The following is an 18,346-nucleotide window of genomic DNA, read 5'->3' on the forward strand; positions in this document are numbered from 1 at the left end:
TTTTTTGTTTTTAAAAACAAAGTAAGTGTATTTTTGTGCTTTATAAATTTGTTCTTTTGCAAACCTTTATACATTACCTCCTGCATTTTGGGGCCATTGGTATTATTGCTTATGTGTACTGGCCCAAAAAATGGTTTAAGGCTTATTTAATTTTATTTGCAACGATGTTAGTAGATGTAGATCATCTGTGGGCAAATCCTATTTTTGATCCTGATAGATGTAGTATTGGCTTTCATACTTTTCATTCGTATCCAATGATTGCGGTTTATTTCTTAGGAGCTATTTTTGTAAAACATGCTATTTTACGTTTAATTTTTATCGGTTTACTTTTCCACATGTTTACCGATGGGTTGGATTGTTTGTGGAATGCTTACCTGTAACCTACGGATTGCGTTAAGGATTGAACAGAAAGCCCGCAAAGCAAAAGCCAATAGTTGTTGTGTACTACACAAGCGACTTTACGAAGCTATTGTGGTACCATAAAACTTGGCTTTGGCTGCGTACTTGGCGTGAAAGCCTGACCTTGCTTTTGTGGCAAGGGAACGCCCAAATAATCCACTAGTAATTAAGATTTTAATTGAAGTTTAGATTGTATCTTTGCAAACCAAAATTTTGCTATGCGTACAAAGTCTTTAAAGAAAAATAAAATTAATGTGGTAACCTTGGGTTGCAGTAAAAACATCTACGATTCTGAAGTATTGATGGGCCAACTGAAAGCCAATAACAAAGAAGTTGTTCACGAGCAGGAAGGCAACGTGGTGGTGATTAACACCTGCGGTTTTATTGATAACGCCAAGGAAGAATCGGTAAATACCATTCTAGATTTTGTACAGCAAAAAGAAGATGGTTTAGTAGATAAAGTTTTTGTAACCGGATGTTTGTCAGAACGCTACAAGCCCGATTTGCAAAAGGAAATACCAAGTGTAGACCAGTATTTTGGCACAACAGAATTACCAGCTTTATTGAAAGCTTTGGGTGCCGATTACAAACACGAACTCATCGGCGAACGATTAACGACCACTCCGAAAAATTATGCCTATTTAAAAATTGCAGAAGGTTGCGACCGTCCGTGTTCGTTTTGTGCTATACCGTTAATGCGTGGTGGACACAAGTCTAAACCCATTGAAGAATTGGTTGAAGAAGCTAAAAAATTAGCCGCCAATGGTGTAAAAGAGCTCATTTTAATCGCACAAGATTTAACCTATTACGGTCTTGATTTATACAAAAAACGAAACTTAGCCGAGTTGCTACAAAACTTGGTGAAAGTAGATGGCATTGAATGGATTCGTTTGCATTATGCTTTTCCAACAGGTTTTCCAGAAGATGTGTTGGATGTAATTCGAGAAGAGCCAAAAGTGTGTAATTATATCGATATTCCGTTACAGCATATTTCTGATAAGTTATTGAAATCGATGCGACGTGGAACCAACCACAAAAAAACAACCGATTTACTGTATAAGTTTCGAGAAAAAGTGCCAGGAATGGCGATTAGAACCACTTTAATTGTGGGTTATCCAGGTGAAACCGAAGCAGATTTTCAGGAATTGAAAGCTTGGGTGCAAGAAATGCGTTTTGAGCGCTTGGGTTGTTTTACCTATTCGCATGAAGAAAATACGCATGCTTACAATTTAGTAGACGATGTTCCTGAGGAAGTAAAAATGCAACGCGCCAATGAAATCATGGAAATTCAATCGCAAATTTCTTGGGAACAAAACCAAGAAAAAATAGGCAAGGAGTTTACCTGCGTTTTCGATAGAAAAGAAGGTAATTATTTTGTAGGCAGAACCGAATTTGATTCGCCTGACGTAGACAACGAAGTTTTGGTTGATGCGTCTAAACATTATATAAAAGTAGGCGATTTTACCCAGGTAAAAATCACAGATGCAGCCGACTTTGATTTGTATGCGGAGCCGGTGGTTTAGGTATTATTTTAATTCTAACAATATAAAAAACCCTGCAAGCGTTCAAAACGCTTGCAGGGTTTTTGTTGAAGAAAGAATTTAAAAAATCCATTGGTATGATGCGATTGTTTTTTCATTAACAAAATTTTATTTTTTATGCTAACAAAATGAAATAAACCTGCAAGGTCTCTGAGACCTTGCAGGTTTCCCATCGAAGGATATTTTTTTAATTGTTTATATAACCCTTTTTTCGTTGTTAACAAAAATTTAACTCAAATTACGGCTCTGCCATACGAAAAAAAGTTGGTTAATTTTTGCAGATTTTCTGCAAAAATTTAAAAATATAATGTGTAAAGTTGTTTCATAATTAATGTAAGTTATGGAATATGAGTTTTTTACACACACACACACACACACACACACAGCGTAACTGGATTTTTCAGTATTTGCGTTGTCGCGATTTTACTTAATAAATTATTTATGGGATAAATCTTTAGAAGATATTTACTTAATAATACTTCTTTAGGTAGGCTAAATAATTTTTTTAATTAACTAAAATCATTCAATATAATGAAACATAATTCTAGTGGTATTAAAGCTTTAATTTTAATACTTATATTTCTATCTTATTCTTGTGAAAAAGATGAATTTAATAATTTTGAAAAATCAAATTTCAACACTGCGCCAAGCGATAAAGTGTTTAATTTTTTGGAAAAACAAAATGAAAAGACGGCCAAAACTAATGATAGTTTTATAACTTCATATGATTCTGAAATCGATTATGAAGAAATTACCAATAGCGATGAAGAACTTGCAGTAATTAATGTCAACACTCTGCTTCCTGATTCTTACAGTAGAGTGCTTTTGTTGGAAGTGAATGGAGTGCTTGAGAATGTTGTAGTTACTCTATCACTAAATGATAATACAGACCAAAATGTATTTTCTGGAGATATGTTAATTACAGATTTAGACGGTAACTTTATTAAAGCTTTTAAAATTGAAAATGATATATTAGTATCAGAATACTTAAACTATGTCAATAAAAGTATAAGTAGCAAAAGCTTTAATAAATCTATCAATGAAAATGATGGCTGTGAAGATTGTGTTTTCACGGTGTGCTCATGGTGTCAATTAGACGAAGTAGTTGTTACGCCTACACCACCTATAAAATACGTATCAATAACTATACTTTATCCTATTGATGGAGGTGGTGATGGCGATAGTAGTAATGACTGGAACTACGGCGGCGGAGGTAGTGGTAGCGCTAACAATCCAAACAACGATGAAAACGATGATGCCGACGATGATCAAGACCCATGTGATGAGATGAATAGTATGGAGAATGATAATGAACTCAAAGAAAAATTAGTTGAAATGCAAAACAACACTAGTTTAGACCGTGAAACAGGCTATTTAATTAATCATGATGGTGTGGCTTTTGATTCTATTGAAGGAGAACCAAACGCAGATGAAATTAACTTCAGCGTCAATGGTTCTATTGATGGATTTATGCATACGCATGTTTTGCCTAACGGAAGTTCTATTTTTTCACCAGATGATATATTAGCTTTGTTTCAACTTTATAATGATGGACACATTAATAACACAAGTACATTTATAATGATGGTTGTTACGGCTCACGGAACATCCTATACGCTCATGATTAATGATCCTGTAACTTTTGCACAGTTTGGACAAAGCACATTACTAAACGCGTATAATGATTTTGATTTGCAGATTGGTGCTCAATATTATTTATTAAATGAAGTATATGGTATAGATTCAATTACTGCAAGGGAACTGTCAGTTTTACAGGCAATAGAAAATTCTGGGTTAAGTTTATTTAAAGGAAACGAAAATTTTGATGATTGGAAGGAAATTAAAAGAAACAAAGCCAACACCGAAACCGTTGAGGTAGATTGTAATTAATAAAATATAAAAAAGATGAAAAAAATATTAATCGTAGTACTAAGTATTATTGCTAATGTAGCATTAATGAATGCTCAGGAAGTAATTTTAAAACAAGGCAAAAAAGTACAAAATGTAGAAAAAGGCACTTACTATAAAACCGACCCAAGCTTAATGAATAAGTATATAGGCACCTGGGTTTATGAAGTAAATGGAGAGCAATTTAAATTTATTATCTCTAAAAAGAAAACAGCAGTAGGAGGCGTTTTTATAGACCGTTTAGTAGCAGAGTACCATTTGGAAAAAATAACAGATGTATATAATGATCCTGATGTTTATGAATGCCATGCTAAAGAGTATGGTCTAGAAGTACTTGCTACAGGCAAGCTCAGATTTAGATTTTGGGATTATACTTACCAAAAGTATGGTTCATTATATTTTGAGCTTATTGGCGAAAACCAAGCCCAATGGAAGCTTAAAGAAACTTATAATGCATTTACAGACCAAAAAGGTTTTACTGTACCCACCGAGATGGTATTAACTAAATTAAAGGAGTAAATTAACATTTTAACCTGCAAGGAATCAAAATCCTTGCAGGTTTTCTACAAAACAAGATGAAAAAAATATTAATCGTAGTACTGAGTATCTTTGCTAATATAGCTTTGATGAATGCCCAAGAAGTAATTTTAAAACAAGGCAAAAAAATACAAAACGTAGAAAAAGGAACTTACTATAAAACCGACCCAAGCTTAATCAATAAATACATAGGGACTTGGGTTTATGAAATAAACGGGAAGCAGTTTAAGTTTATTATCTCTAAAAAGAAAACAGCAATTAATGGATTATATATTGATAAATTAGTTGGTGAGTACTATTTAGGAGAGATAACAGATGTGTATAACAATGATGGTATGATTATGTGTTATGCTAAAGAATCAAGACTAGAAGTTTTGTCTACAGGAAAAATTAGATTTAGATTTTGGGATTATACTTATCAAAAGTATGGCTCATTATATTTTGAGCTTATTGGCGAAAACCAAGCCCAATGGAAGCTTAAAGAAGGCTACAATCCTAACAATGATCAAAAAGGTTTTACCGTCACCGAGATGGTATTAACTAAATTAAAGGAGTAAGCAAAAAGTCTACCCTGCAAGCGTTCAAAACGCTTGCAGGGTTTTTGTTGAAGAAAGATTTTAAAAAATCCATTGGTATGATGCGATTGTTTTTTCATTAACAAAATTTTATTTTTTATGCTAACAAAATGAAATAAACCTGCAAGGTCTCAGAGACCTTGCAGGTTTCCCATCGAAGGATATTTTTTTAATTGTTTATATAACCCTTTTTTGCTTGTTAACAAAACTTTAACTCAAATTGTAGTTCTACCATACGAAAAATAATTGGTCAATTTTTGCAGATTTTCTGCAAAAATTTAAAAATATAATGTGTAAAGTTGTTTCATAATTAATGTAAGTTATGAAGTATGAGTTTTTTACACACACACACACACACACACACAGCGTAATTGGATTCTCTTTTTCAGCAACTATTAAGATAAGAAGGATTTGGATTTCTTGGGGTACTGATACTTGGAATAATATACCATGCACCTATTCAGATTGGGTTAATGATGGTTATCAATAAATTATAATGTTATATAACATGTACAAGATAAGCATAGGTATAGCCAATTGGTTAATACCTATGTTTTTAACTTTTATGACTTATTCTTGTTTAGCACAGCAGGAATATAGATTTGTGTATCCAAAAGAATTTGGAGATGAAGAAATTATATTGCGTTTTTATTTAGAAGAAAAACAACAAAAATTAGTGACAACAAATTCTAAGCTTTTTATTCCAGAAGATTTTATTATTGAAGCTGACTCTATTACTGCTTCCTTTTCGTTTTATAAAATCTTTTTAGAAAAAGCTGATTTTGAAAATAAAACCATTGCTTTAAAAAGTGGGTTAGGACTAGACGAGGTTGTGGTAAAAACCAAAAAACACGTATATGTAGGTCCAAATCAAAAGAACGAAGTTCCTCACAGATACGCAAAAGGGCAATCAGCTTTATTAGATTTGCCAACGCATCGTTTACCTGAAGACTTAAAATTAGTAGGAATTCGTTATCAGTTTAGAAAAGGAAATAAGTTAGTTCATGGATATTCTAGTAAAGGCAAACGGTTTAAGGTGTTTCTAAAGGGATATCAAAAAGATAGAAAAAACAAGCGAATTGATAATTTATTAGGCAAAGAATTAATTTTTAAAATTCCAAATAAAATACCTAAATGGTTTGAAGTAGATTTACGAGAGTTTGATATAAACTATAAAGACTTTAATTTTTTAGTTTTTGGTTTTGAAGCTTTAGATAATGGTATTTTAATGCAACAGTATCAACGAAGTAAAGAAGATTTATTAAATGAGAAGCCATCTCTACATAGTATTTACTCCTTGCATGGAGAAGAATCACTAAAAATTGAAAGAAAATGGTTTGATGAAACTGGTTTACCTTTAGTACAACTTATTTTTGAAGATTTAGATGAATAAATGGATATGATTTTATTTAGGTGTTTAGTTTTTTTATTAAGCTTTAGTTGCTTTGCTCAAAACCAAGAATATCAATTTTATAACCAAACCAATGCAGCACTTTTAGAAGATTATTACATCACTATTTTTAGCAAGAGTAAGACCAATCATTTTTATGCAGATGATGAAGCCAAAGTAAGTTTGGATAAGAAATTGATACTAGCATCTGACTCCATACAATTGAATGCTAATTTTCAGAAAATGAAAATTTCAAAGGCCAGTTTTAATTCCAATATAATTGAAGTAGAGCTCAGTCAAGACCTAGACGAAGTTGTATTAACGGATAAAAAAAATCTTTTTTGGATTGGAGCAGAAAAGGGAAATAAGCTGCCAATGGGAATTGGTATAGGTGTTGCCGTTGCTATTGGCATAGATAGTCTGAAACCAGTTAAAATTTATGCTTTGGAAATTCCCATTAAAGGAAGAATTTTATTTCATAGCTCGAGCTATAAAAGTAAATTTCTTGTGAGGCTTTATGAAGTAGATGATGGTTTAAAAATAATTAGAAAAATAAACGAAGAAGATTTAATCTATCAAGTAAAAAAGAGAGGCTCACATAAATTACAAATTGACTTAAGTAACTTAAATTATGAAGTTAGAAATGAGCAGGCTCATTATATCGTAGTTAGATTGAATCGGTTTTCTGGAGATACACATTTTAAAACGGGTGATGCTAAAAATAATCCTTCTGCTATGAATGTAACTGGTATTATTTCGAAAAAAGTTGATGGTAATATAGAACATAGGTTTTACAGGGTTAATGTAGAAGAGCTTGAATTTGTTGTAAAAGTTAGATTACAACTAGAACGAGTGAAATAAAACCTTTTGATTATATTTTGTAAAAGGTTTATTTTATTTACTAACTATCCAAAAAATGAATTCACTTTAAAATATTTCTGCTGATTCTGTGGTGTTTGCCATAATTTATATAAATTTAAACATCAATAATTCAAAGTATTATGAAAACTACTACAAATCAAAGTGTCTTTTCTAAAAATTTTTATTTGAAACCGCTTTTTTTCAAAATAGGTTTAGTAGTTCTATTTTTTGCATCTTTTATTTCAATGAATGCTCAAACTGTTAGCATTCCCGATCCTATTTTTTTAAATCGACTTATTGAAGTAGGAGTGGATACCAATGGAGATGGTGTTATCCAACAATCTGAAGCTGAAGCAATCAGTAGTTTAAGTGTTTCGACTTCTGTTCCTGACCCTAACAAAATTCAAAGTTTAGAAGGCATACAGTATTTTATTAACTTATCATCTTTGCATTGCCAAGGAAATGCGCTTACCACTCTAGATGTAACTAGTTTAACGCAATTGGAATCTTTGTTGTGTCAAAACAATCAACTTTCTTCTATACAAGTTGATGGTTTAAGCCAGTTAGAACGGATTTGGGCATATTCAAATCAATTAACTGAAATCGATTTATCAGGATTAACTAATATGTGGTTTATTTGGCTTAATAATAATTTCATAGAAGATTTAGATCTATCAGATTTAATCAGTTTAGAAGCTTTATATTTCGGGAACAACCAACTTTCTACAATAGATTTTTCTCAAACACAAAACTTAACTGATATAGATTTAAGCTACAATAACTTAAGTGAAGTGGACGTAAATCATTTAGCAGATTTAATGAATTTTTATATTTCAAATAATGAATTGACCACTATTGACTTAAGTGGTTTAGATGCTCTGTTTGCATTGCATATCGGTGGTAACTTAATCGAAAATATTGACGGTACTCAAAACCCGAACTTCACTGAGCTATATTGTCCATCAAATCCCAATTTGAACTATATCAATATGAAAAACGGAGCCATATCTTACTCTTCGCCAGATAGTATGCCATATTTTAGTTTTGATTTCTCTAATTTGCCAGCGCTTGCATTTGTTTGTATTGATGAAGGAGAAGAAGTAGCTTTGGCTGAAAGTTATTATGTTGCTGAAAATGTTGAAGTATCCACAACCAATTGCGCATTTTCAGTTTCGGATAATTATTTTAATGAGTTTACATTTTATCCCAATCCAGCGAAAGATTTGTTGCATATGGAAAGCCAACAAAATAAGATAGATCAAATTGTAATCTATAACCTAAACGGGAAGCAAGTTTTGAATTCAACTTACAATGAAAATCAACCTATAGATGTAAGTAACTTAGCCAAAGGTATGTATTTGGTAAAAGTGCAAACAGAAAACGGAAGTTTAACGAAGAAGTTAATTAAAGATTAGCGGTTTCAATTTGAGAATGAATTAAAAACATCACAGGTCTTCAAGACTTGGTAGATCCCTTTTTATCCTACTATATTGATATGATGCTTAAGTTGAAATTCAATTACCCGAATTATTTAACAATTTATTTGTGATTAAACTTAATTATTAATAAAAATTTATGTAATTTCAAGCAATAATTAAAATTTACTATTATGAAAACAACATCGCAACATCGCAACATCGCAACATCGCAACATCGCAACATCGCAACACCGCAACACCGCAACACCAAGAATTGTATTTTTTTTTTAATAACCTGCATTATATTAATATCATTTCAATTAAATGCTCAAAATGAACCTATTTTAGACCATAATTGGAAATTAGAACAAGTGGTTACAGCTGATTCTACTTTAGTAGTTCCAAACGACATGATTATTTTAGCTGATTTTTTTGATTTTGGTAACAACAATTTCTCGTTATCTCTTGGTTATTGTCAATTACTAGAATCGTTAGTAGATTTTGATAATCAAAACCAAAGTTTTGTTATTTCAGAAACAACAATGCCACTAGGTGATTGCAATATGCCTGAAATATTATCTCGTGAGTTTTTTCTATTTGAAGAATTTTTATTTGAAGATTTAAATAATTTTTCAAATCCCTATCAGCCATTTAGTTATACTTTTACTGAAGAAGGCGATTTAATTCACCTAGATATAACTAATAGTGAAGGCGATGTCGCTACTTTTTGGGCAAGTACGTTAAGTAATGAAAATTTTGAAGAAATCGAGTTTTCCATTTATCCGAATCCAGCGAAAGATTTGTTGCATATGGAAAGCCAAAAAAATAAGATAGAGCAAATTACAATCTATAACCTAAACGGGAAGCAAGTTTTGAATTCAACTTACAATGAAAATCAACCTATAGATATAAGTAACTTAGCCAAAGGTATGTATTTGGTGAAAGTGAAAACTGAAAATGGAAGTTTAACGAAGAAGTTAATTAAAGACTAGCGGTTTCAATTTGAAAATGAATTAAAAACCTCACAGGTCTTCAAGAGCTGTGAGGTTTGCTATTTTAAGATTTGATGTACATTTACCGAATAATCGTCTGCGTTCGATCTGGACCAACCGATACAATTTTGATGGGCACTCCAACTTCATCTTCAATAAATTGAATGTATTCATTTAACTCTTCAGGAAGTTTATTGATGTCTTTCATTTTAGTTAAATCTTCCTTCCATCCTTTTAATTCAGTGTAGATAGGTTCAATATTTTCTTCTTCAATATTGTAGGGTAAATGTGTGATTTTTTCGCCTTTGTACTTATAAGCAGTGCAAACTTTTAAGGTTTTAAAGCCGCTAAGTACGTCGCCTTTCATCATAATTAATTCGGTTACTCCATTTACTTGAACGGCATATTTTAGCGCAACTAAGTCTAACCATCCACAACGTCTTGGGCGTCCGGTGGTGGCACCAAATTCGTTTCCAACTTTTGCCATTTTGGCTCCGTCTTCATCAAATAATTCAGTAGGAAAAGGACCGCTTCCTACGCGAGTCGTGTATGCTTTAAAAATACCAAAAACCTTTTTAATTTTGTTGGGTGCAATGCCTAAACCTGTACAAGCTCCAGCTGCGGTGGTATTAGATGAAGTAACAAACGGATAAGTTCCAAAGTCAATGTCTAACAAAGAACCTTGCGCGCCTTCGGCTAAAATACTTTTGTTATCTTGTTGTGCTTGGTGTAAATATTCTTCGGAGTCTATAAATTTTAAAGACTTTAATACTTCAATAGCAGCAAAAAACTCTTCTTCTAATTCTTTTAAATTGTATTGTACATCAACATTATAGAAGCTAATCATGGCTTCGTGCTTATCGGCTAGCGTTCGGTATTTTTCTTGCCAGTCATTCATTTCTAAATCGCCAACGCGAATTCCGTTTCTACCGGTTTTGTCCATATACGTTGGTCCAATACCTTTTAAAGTGGAACCAATTTTGGCTTTTCCTTTAGCAGCTTCAGAAGCGGCATCTAACAAACGATGTGTAGGTAAGATTAAATGTGCTTTTCTGGAAATGACAAGTTTTTTATGCAGGTCTAAATTGAATTTAGCTAGGTTATCTAATTCCCGTTTAAAAATCACAGGATCGATGACTACGCCATTACCAACTAAATTTATGGTTCCTTCGTGAAAAATTCCTGAAGGAATGGTGTGTAAAACATGTTTAATTCCATCAAATTCTAAAGTGTGTCCCGCATTTGGTCCACCTTGAAATCGCGCAATAATATCGTATTTTTCAGTAAGGTAATCAACAATTTTTCCTTTTCCTTCGTCTCCCCATTGAAGACCTAATAGCAAATCGACTGCCATAAAAATTTATTGTTTAGGTTTGTTTTTGGTTCCGTAGAAGTAAAGTGAATGTCGATCTATAGTAATATCGAAAACTTCTTCTATGGTTTTTTTGATGCTTTCTATGCGTGGGTCACAAAATTCAATCACTTCACTGGTATCGGTTAAAATAACATGATCGTGTTGTCTATCAAAATACGATTTTTCGTACTGAGCTTGATTTTTACCAAACTGATGTTTTCTAACTAAGCCGCAATCCATCAACAAATCTATGGTATTGTAAAGCGTTGCTCTACTTACGCGATAGTTCTTGTTTTTCATGGTAATATAAAGCGACTCAATATCAAAATGTTCTTCGCTATCGTATATTTCCTGTAAAATAGCAAAGCGCTCTGGAGTTTTACGGTGACCTTTATCTTCTAAAAATTGGGTAAAAACCTTTTTAACTACAAGTTGGTCTTTTATTTTTGTGTCTTTAGTCATAAGCTACAAATTTAAGCTTTTATTCACGGCTAATCTTATCTATGCCTTCAATTTTTTTAAGCTGATCTGTCAAACGTTTTAAAATGCTTTTATTCTTAACTGAAACCGTAATGTTTCCTATAAAAACACCATCCTGACTGTTAAAAGCTATTTTTTTCATATTAACGCTCAGGTTTTTAGAAATTACTGAAGTTATTTGATTTATCAAGCCAATATCATCTATCCCAGTTAATTTTAATTCCGCATTAAATTCTTCTTGAGAAGAATCTATCCATTTGGCTTTATAAATTCGGTAGGCAAAGTTACTTTGCAATTGTATGGCATTGGGGCAATCTTTTTTATGCACTTTCATACCATCGCTTACGGTTAAAAATCCAAAAACCTTATCGCCAGGAATGGGATTACAACAGTTGGCCATTTGGTAATTTAGTTTTTGCTCATCGTCTCCAAAAACAAGTTGGTCGTAATTTTCAGTGATCTCATCTTCCTTAACTTCATTTTTTACTGGACTCCTTCTAATTTTATTTTTGAAGAAGGAAACAAAAGCATTGTTTTTATACGAAGCAAACTTCTTAATTTGCGCATTGTCTATGGTACCTAATCCTACACGATAAAAAAGATCTAAACTGGTTTTAAGTTTAAAATAATTAACCAATTCGTTGACAGTTCGTTCGTTTAATTGAATTTTCTGTGAGCGTAATTTTCTTATTAAAACTTCTTTTCCTTCTTCCGCAATTTCTTTTTTCTTGACTTTTAAGGCCGTTTTAATTTTAGAACGTGCTTTAGCTGTAGTGGCAAAATCTAGCCAGTTATTAGTGGGTTTGGCAGAATTAGAAGTAATTACTTCTACTTGATCGCCACTTTTTAAAACGTGACTAAGCGGTCTCAATTTTCCATTTACCTTCACCCCACGGGTTTGTGTTCCCACATCGGTATGGATATGGAAGGCAAAGTCTAAGGCGGTTGCACCTTTGGGTAAAGATTTTAAATCTCCTTGTGGAGTAAATACAAAAATTTCTTTTGCATATAAATTCAATTTGAATTGCTCTACAAAATCTACCGCATTCATTTCTTGATTTTCTAGTGCTTCTTGTAAACGGTTGAGCCAAACTTCAATGCCTTGATCTTCTTGATCTACTCCGTGTTTGTATTTGTAGTGTGCAGCGTAGCCTTTTTCGGCTATTTCGTTCATTCGGTCGCTTCTAATTTGCACTTCAACCCATCTGCCTTTTGGTCCCATCACGGTAATATGCAAAGCTTCGTAACCTGTAGATTTTGGTGAAGAAATCCAATCGCGCAAACGGGTTGGGTTAGGCCTGAAGAAATCGGTTACAATAGAGTAAATTTTCCACGCTAAGAATTTTTCGTTTTGTGGTTCACTTTTATAAACAATTCGGATGGCGAATTTATCGTAGATTTCATCGTAAGTAACATTTTGGTTAATGATTTTTTTACGAATGGAATAAATAGATTTAGACCTTCCTTTTATTTCAAATTCAATGTCTTCTTTTACAATAGCATCACTAATTACCTTCGAAAAATCGGTAATATAGGCATCTTGTTCTTCTTTGCTATCTTGTATTTTACTTTTGATGTCTTGATAGACATCTGGTTCTGTATACTTTAAACTTAAATCTTCGAGTTCAGTTTTAATGTTGTATAAACCAATTCTGTGAGCAAGCGGAGCGTAAATATATAATGTTTCGCTAGCAATTTTAACTTGCTTATCATCTCGCATAGCGTCCATGGTTTGCATATTGTGCAAACGATCTGCAATTTTGATGATGATTACCCGAACATCATCGCTTAAGGTAAGCAGCATTTTTCTGAAGTTTTCTGCTTGAAGCGAAATATTTCCATCTTTCTTAAGACTAGAGATTTTAGTCAAACCATCAACTATTCGAGCAACAGTTTCACCAAACATTTGTTCGATATCTGCTAAACTGTATTCGGTGTCTTCAACTACATCATGGAGTAAAGCAGCAGTGATGGAAGTGGCGTCTAGTCCAATTTCAGAAGCTACAATTTTAGCCACGGCAATGGGATGAAAAATGTATGCTTCACCAGATTTTCTGCGTTGGTTTTTGTGGGCTTCAACGGCAGTTTCAAAAGCTTTTCTGATCATGACTTTGTCTTCATCAGAGAGCGTTCGATAGCTTATGCGAAGCAACTCTTTGTATTGCTTTGCAATTTTTTTGTTCTCTTTGTCGAGGTATTCCTGCGTTAACTCCATATTACTAAGATAACAAAACTAAGATTTCAAATTTAAGTTTTCTACTCTTTTTTGCAAAGGCGGATGCGAATAGTTAAAGAACACATAAGCAGGATGTGGAGTTAGGTTACTTAGGCTTTTACTGCTTAATTTCTTTAAACTAGAAATTAAATATTTTGCTATGTAGGTGTTTTTAGCAAAATTGTCTGCCTGGTATTCAAATTTTCGAGAAACTTTGTTCATCAATAATCCGGTTAGGGTAGAAATAGGACTGTACAACAAACCAAAAGCCACCAAACTCAAGTGAAAACTGTTTTGCGAAGTTCCTAAGGCTTCAGCAAGCATGGGTTCATTTACCAAAAGTGAAAAAATCCAAAGTGTAAAACCGGTTGTTAAAATGGAAACGGAAAGATTAAACACTATATGTTTCTTTTTGTAGTGTCCTACTTCATGCGCTAACACAGCAACTACTTCTTCATCCGATAAATCTTCAATTAAGGTATCGTACAACGTAATGCGTTTTTCTTTTCCAAAACCCGAAAAATAGGCATTGGCTTTGGTGCTTCTTTTGGAACCATCAATCACGTAAATGTTTTGTAATTCAAATCCAACTTCTTTGGCGTAAGCTTCGATTTTATCGCGTAAACTGCCTTCTTCTAATGGTGTTTGTTTGTTGAACAACGGAACAATCAACTTTGCGTAAAACATATTCATAAACAAAGTGAAAACAGTGATTAAAGCCCAAGCATACCACCAAAAATTGCTTCCGGCTAGTTCAAAAAACCACATTAATAAAGCTAAAATTCCACCGCCTAACACAATGCCCATTCCCCAAGATTTCAAAAGGTCTGTAAAAAAGGTTGCTTTTGTAGTTTTGTTGAAACCGTATTTCTCTTCAATTACAAAAGTGTGATAATAGGAAAATGGAATTCCGATGATGCTGGATGCAAAAAACAATATTCCGAAAAAGCTTAAACCAATGTAAATTTCATTTTCGAACCAACTTCTTGCTAAGTTATCTACATAAGCAAAACCATCCAAAAAAAGGAAAATTAAGGTCAGTAAAAACATCAAACTTCCGCTTAAGCGACTAAATTTTTGTTGTTCTTTTTTGTAGGCTTGCGATTTTTGGTATTCATCTTTTTCAAACACATCGGATAAATTAGATGGGATGGGTTTGTTGAAATACGAAGTGTTGAGTTGGTCTAAAACTTTATCCAGAATAAACTCAATTACCAAAATGGCAATGATGATCCAAAATAGAATGTTGGCGGTCATAAGCTAAAATTAGCGACAAAAATACATTTTTTAAGCTAAAATAATGCATCATATTGACTTTGTGAAGAATCCGGTTTTAGGTTTATTTTTCCAATCAAACTGATGTTTGTCATTTTTATAAACTTGTAAATCAGGCATCTTTGCTACAAAAAAAACAATGGCTGTTCAAGTTAAATGCTATCACTGCGGAGATGCTTGTACCGAAGGTGAAATTACTTCGGAAGAGAAAAGCTTTTGCTGTTCAGGTTGCAAAACGGTTTTTGAGATTTTCTCTGAAAACGATTTGACTTGTTATTATGATTTTCAACAAAATCCCGGCGCCACACCCCCTGAACTGAAAGGGAAATTCGATTATTTAGACAATACTGAAATTCAACAGAAATTAGTTGATTTTAGCGATGATGGAGTGGAGTCTATTCAACTCTTTATTCCGCATATTCACTGTTCTTCTTGCATTTGGATTTTGGAAAATTTGAACAAACTGAATCCTCAAATCATCTCTTCTCAAGTCAATTTTCCAGAGAAAAAAATACATGTTACCTACAAAACCGCTTCATTTAATTTGAAGGATTTGGTAACACTTTTGGCTTCCATCGGTTACGAACCTTATTTGAGTTTGGAAACCATGGATAGAAAGAAAACCGATGTAGACCGCAGTTTGATTTATAAAATTGGCATCGCAGGTTTTGCTTTTGGAAACGTGATGTTTTTGTCCTTTCCTGAGTATTTTGAAGTTTCGGAATATTGGTTGGAACAGTACAAACCCATTTTCCGCTGGTTGATGTTTTTCTTCTCGCTTCCCGTAGTTTTTTATTCTGGAGCAGGCTATTTTGTTTCGGCTTACAAAGGCATCAAAACCAAAATCTTGAATATTGATGTGCCTATTGCTTTGGGAATTAGCGTTTTATTCATCAGAAGCAGCATCGAAATCATGGCCGATTTGGGCACTGGTTTTTTTGATAGTTTAACCGGTTTGGTTTTCTTTTTATTGCTTGGAAAATTAGTTCAACAAAAAACATACACCTTTTTATCTTTTGAGCGGGATTACAAATCTTATTTCCCAATTGCAGTTACCAAATTGAATCACGATGATGTAAAGGAAGAAGAAAATATTCCTATTTATGAAATTAAAAAAGGAGATCGAATTTTGATTAGAAGTGGTGAACTCATTCCCGTAGATGGAATTTTAGTGGAAGGTGATGCAAAAATAGATTACAGTTTTGTTACTGGTGAAGCAAGGACGGTGCATAAAAACAAAGGCGAAAAATTATACGCTGGCGGCAAACAACAATTAGGCGCTATTGAAGTTATTGCCGAAAAAGAAGTAGAGCAGAGCTACCTAACTCAACTTTGGAGCCAAGATGCATTTACCAAAAACAACGAACTTCCTTTCCAAAGTTTAATTGATCAAATCAGTAAACATTTTACTTGGGCGGTTTTAAGTATTGCTTTTGTGTCTACTACTTTTTGGTTGATTTACGATGCTAGCCTGGCATTGAATGTGCTCACTGCAGTATTGATTATCGCTTGCCCCTGTGCTATTGCTTTGGCTACTCCTTTTACCTTAGGGAATCTTTTGCGCATTTTCGGTAAACGTGGATTTTATTTGAAAAACACCGAAACCTTAGAACAATTGGCGAGCCTTGATGCTTTTGTGTTCGACAAAACAGGAACTTTGAGTAGCTCGGTGGGTGAAGAAATTGCCTACCAAGGTGAAAACCTTACAGAAGAAGATTATTCTTTGTTAAGAACAACGCTCAGAAATTCTAATCATCCGTTGAGTAGAAAGCTGTATGCCTATTTGAAATCGCAAAACATCGATACCTTAGATGAATTTGAAGAAGAAGTAGGAAAAGGAATAAAAGCGAAAATCAACAGCAAGGAAATCAAATTAGGTTCGTCTCAATTTGTAAATGTTCCTGTTGATAGTCAAGTAAATGAAACGGCGGTTTATTTTTCTGAAGATGAAGCCTATCGCGGGAAATTCACATTTTCTGCTCAGTATCGCGATGGCATTTGGGATTTGATGAATGCATTGGCAGACGAATACCAAATTCAAATTGTTTCGGGTGACAATCAAGCTGAGGAGCAGTATTTAAAATCCATGCTGCCTAAAGTAAAAGAAATGTATTTCAATCAGCAGCCAAAAAACAAACTTGAACGTGTAAAAGCACTGCAAGATAAAAAGTTAAGCGTTGCCATGATTGGCGACGGGCTAAACGATGCAGGTGCTTTAAAGCAAAGCAATGTAGGCATTGCAGTAGCCGAAAACATCAATGTTTTTACACCTGCATGCGATGGGATAATCGATGCTAAAAAACTAACTAAGCTCAATCAATATATCGATGTGGCTAAAAGTGGAAAGAAAATTATTAAGTGGGCATTTTTCTTTTCTTTTTTATACAATGTGGTTGGACTGTACTTTGCGGTCACTGGTCAATTAACGCCCATTATTGCTGCTATTTTAATGCCATTGAGCTCCATTAGTATTGTGGCGTTTACTAGTTTGGCTAGTAAGTTGGTGAGTAAAAAGTTAAGCTTTTAGTTTAAAAACTGATGCATAGACAAGTAAGTTGATTTTGTATAAAATTGGTTATATTTGTGTTATGGAATTTTTGATAAAATACCTTAAAACTTTCTTAGCGGCAATTATAATTATGTCTGCTAGTCTAGGTTTTTCTCAAGAAGATGACCAAAACAAACGCATCATAAGGTTACAAATTTACACGCAAAACTCTTTTGATCAACAATCTACTTCTTCAGATGCTATTCGAATTGAATTTACAGACGATGGCTCTAATGAGTATGATAATCGTGATGTTGAAAAGATGGACAATTTAGATGAAAACTTAGCCCGTTTGCTAGGAAGTTCATTACTTACTATAGAAAATAGAGAACAGCCCTTCGATGGAGAAATTTTACCTTTGTTCATCAATCAATATTCTACTACCAATTATGTGTATAAATTTCAGATTGAAAACTTTGAAGACTTTAATGTGGTTTTAAACGATAATTACGAAGACACCACATTTCAAGTAGAAGAAGATAGTTTTATTTACAGTTTTAGTGTTAATCCATCTATAAACGCAAGCACTTCTTTTAATCGTTTTTCCATTCAATTGAACCAAGAAACGATGAGTGTAAATTCTTTTAATAATTCTCCAGATTTTTCAATTTCACCAAATCCGGTAGTTAGCGATGTAATACATATTAAATCTTCTTCTTTTATAAATGAAAAAGTAAATGTTCAAATCTTTAATCAAGTAGGGAAATTAGTATTTAAAAAAACTACAACTTTTCCATCTAATGGAGACTTAAGCCTAAATAATTTGAATCTTAATAGTGGTGTATACTTGGTGAAAATTCAAAGTGGTAAGCATCAGCTTACTAAAAAGATGATCAAGCACTAGTAATTTAAT

At 33.2% G+C, this 18,346-nt stretch carries 15 protein-coding genes; 11 read left to right on the forward strand and 4 right to left on the reverse strand.

Annotated features, from left to right (window positions below):
- Positions 1-56: 56 nt before the first annotated feature.
- From IEV72_RS12775 to IEV72_RS12815, 9 genes are all read left to right on the forward strand, one after another.
- Entirely contained in the window at positions 57-380 is a 324-nt protein-coding gene (locus tag IEV72_RS12775) for a DUF6122 family protein (protein ID WP_188459512.1), read from the forward strand.
- 237 nt (positions 381-617) lie between these two features.
- Complete coding sequence (rimO, locus tag IEV72_RS12780) at positions 618-1,922, forward strand: 30S ribosomal protein S12 methylthiotransferase RimO (protein ID WP_188459513.1); 1,305 nt, start codon at positions 618-620, stop codon at positions 1,920-1,922.
- A 549-nt stretch (positions 1,923-2,471) separates the two neighbouring features.
- The gene (locus IEV72_RS12785) at positions 2,472-3,830 is read left to right on the forward strand and encodes a hypothetical protein (protein ID WP_188459514.1); all 1,359 of its coding nucleotides are present in this window, start codon (positions 2,472-2,474) and stop codon (positions 3,828-3,830) included.
- A 15-nt stretch (positions 3,831-3,845) separates the two neighbouring features.
- Positions 3,846-4,367: a DUF6705 family protein gene (locus IEV72_RS12790; protein WP_188459515.1), complete on the forward strand. Its 522-nt coding sequence runs from the start codon at positions 3,846-3,848 to the stop codon at positions 4,365-4,367.
- Between the two features lie 56 nt (positions 4,368-4,423).
- Positions 4,424-4,942, forward strand: coding sequence for a DUF6705 family protein (locus tag IEV72_RS12795; protein WP_188459516.1), 519 nt, complete (start codon positions 4,424-4,426; stop codon positions 4,940-4,942).
- 526 nt (positions 4,943-5,468) lie between these two features.
- Positions 5,469-6,353, forward strand: coding sequence for a hypothetical protein (locus tag IEV72_RS12800; protein ID WP_188459517.1), 885 nt, complete (start codon positions 5,469-5,471; stop codon positions 6,351-6,353).
- A 6-nt stretch (positions 6,354-6,359) separates the two neighbouring features.
- Entirely contained in the window at positions 6,360-7,211 is an 852-nt protein-coding gene (locus tag IEV72_RS12805) for a hypothetical protein (protein WP_194428406.1), read from the forward strand.
- Positions 7,212-7,396: 185 nt separating this feature from the next.
- The gene (locus IEV72_RS12810) at positions 7,397-8,626 is read left to right on the forward strand and encodes a T9SS type A sorting domain-containing protein (RefSeq protein WP_194428407.1); all 1,230 of its coding nucleotides are present in this window, start codon (positions 7,397-7,399) and stop codon (positions 8,624-8,626) included.
- A 194-nt stretch (positions 8,627-8,820) separates the two neighbouring features.
- Positions 8,821-9,621 carry a T9SS type A sorting domain-containing protein gene (locus IEV72_RS12815; RefSeq protein ID WP_188459520.1) on the forward strand — a complete coding sequence of 267 codons (801 nt, stop codon included), beginning with the start codon at positions 8,821-8,823 and terminating at the stop codon, positions 9,619-9,621.
- Between the two features lie 82 nt (positions 9,622-9,703).
- Here IEV72_RS12815 and IEV72_RS12820 read toward each other — a convergent pair whose 3' ends face one another.
- Genes IEV72_RS12820 through IEV72_RS12835 form a run of 4 tightly spaced genes read right to left on the reverse strand, consistent with a single transcriptional unit; the run spans position 9,704 to position 14,927 of the window.
- On the reverse strand, positions 9,704-10,975 hold the full coding sequence (locus IEV72_RS12820; RefSeq protein ID WP_188459521.1) for an adenylosuccinate synthase: 1,272 nt from the start codon (positions 10,973-10,975) through the stop codon (positions 9,704-9,706).
- A gap of 6 nt (positions 10,976-10,981) precedes the next feature.
- Positions 10,982-11,437: a Fur family transcriptional regulator gene (locus IEV72_RS12825; protein ID WP_188459522.1), complete on the reverse strand. Its 456-nt coding sequence runs from the start codon at positions 11,435-11,437 to the stop codon at positions 10,982-10,984.
- Positions 11,438-11,456: 19 nt separating this feature from the next.
- Complete coding sequence (locus IEV72_RS12830) at positions 11,457-13,670, reverse strand: RelA/SpoT family protein (RefSeq protein ID WP_188459523.1); 2,214 nt, start codon at positions 13,668-13,670, stop codon at positions 11,457-11,459.
- A gap of 18 nt (positions 13,671-13,688) precedes the next feature.
- Entirely contained in the window at positions 13,689-14,927 is a 1,239-nt protein-coding gene (locus IEV72_RS12835) for a M48 family metallopeptidase (RefSeq protein WP_188459524.1), read from the reverse strand.
- A 157-nt stretch (positions 14,928-15,084) separates the two neighbouring features.
- Between IEV72_RS12835 and IEV72_RS12840 the strand changes: the two genes are divergently transcribed.
- Together IEV72_RS12840 and IEV72_RS12845 are read left to right on the forward strand one after the other, a co-directional pair.
- Positions 15,085-17,472 (forward strand): heavy metal translocating P-type ATPase, encoded by a 2,388-nt coding sequence (locus IEV72_RS12840; protein WP_188459525.1) that lies wholly within the window; start codon positions 15,085-15,087, stop codon positions 17,470-17,472.
- A 112-nt stretch (positions 17,473-17,584) separates the two neighbouring features.
- The gene (locus IEV72_RS12845) at positions 17,585-18,337 is read left to right on the forward strand and encodes a T9SS type A sorting domain-containing protein (RefSeq protein ID WP_188459526.1); all 753 of its coding nucleotides are present in this window, start codon (positions 17,585-17,587) and stop codon (positions 18,335-18,337) included.
- Positions 18,338-18,346: the final 9 nt, after the last annotated feature.

This window comes from Psychroflexus planctonicus (genome assembly GCF_014640195.1).
GTDB lineage: Bacteria > Bacteroidota > Bacteroidia > Flavobacteriales > Flavobacteriaceae > Psychroflexus > Psychroflexus planctonicus.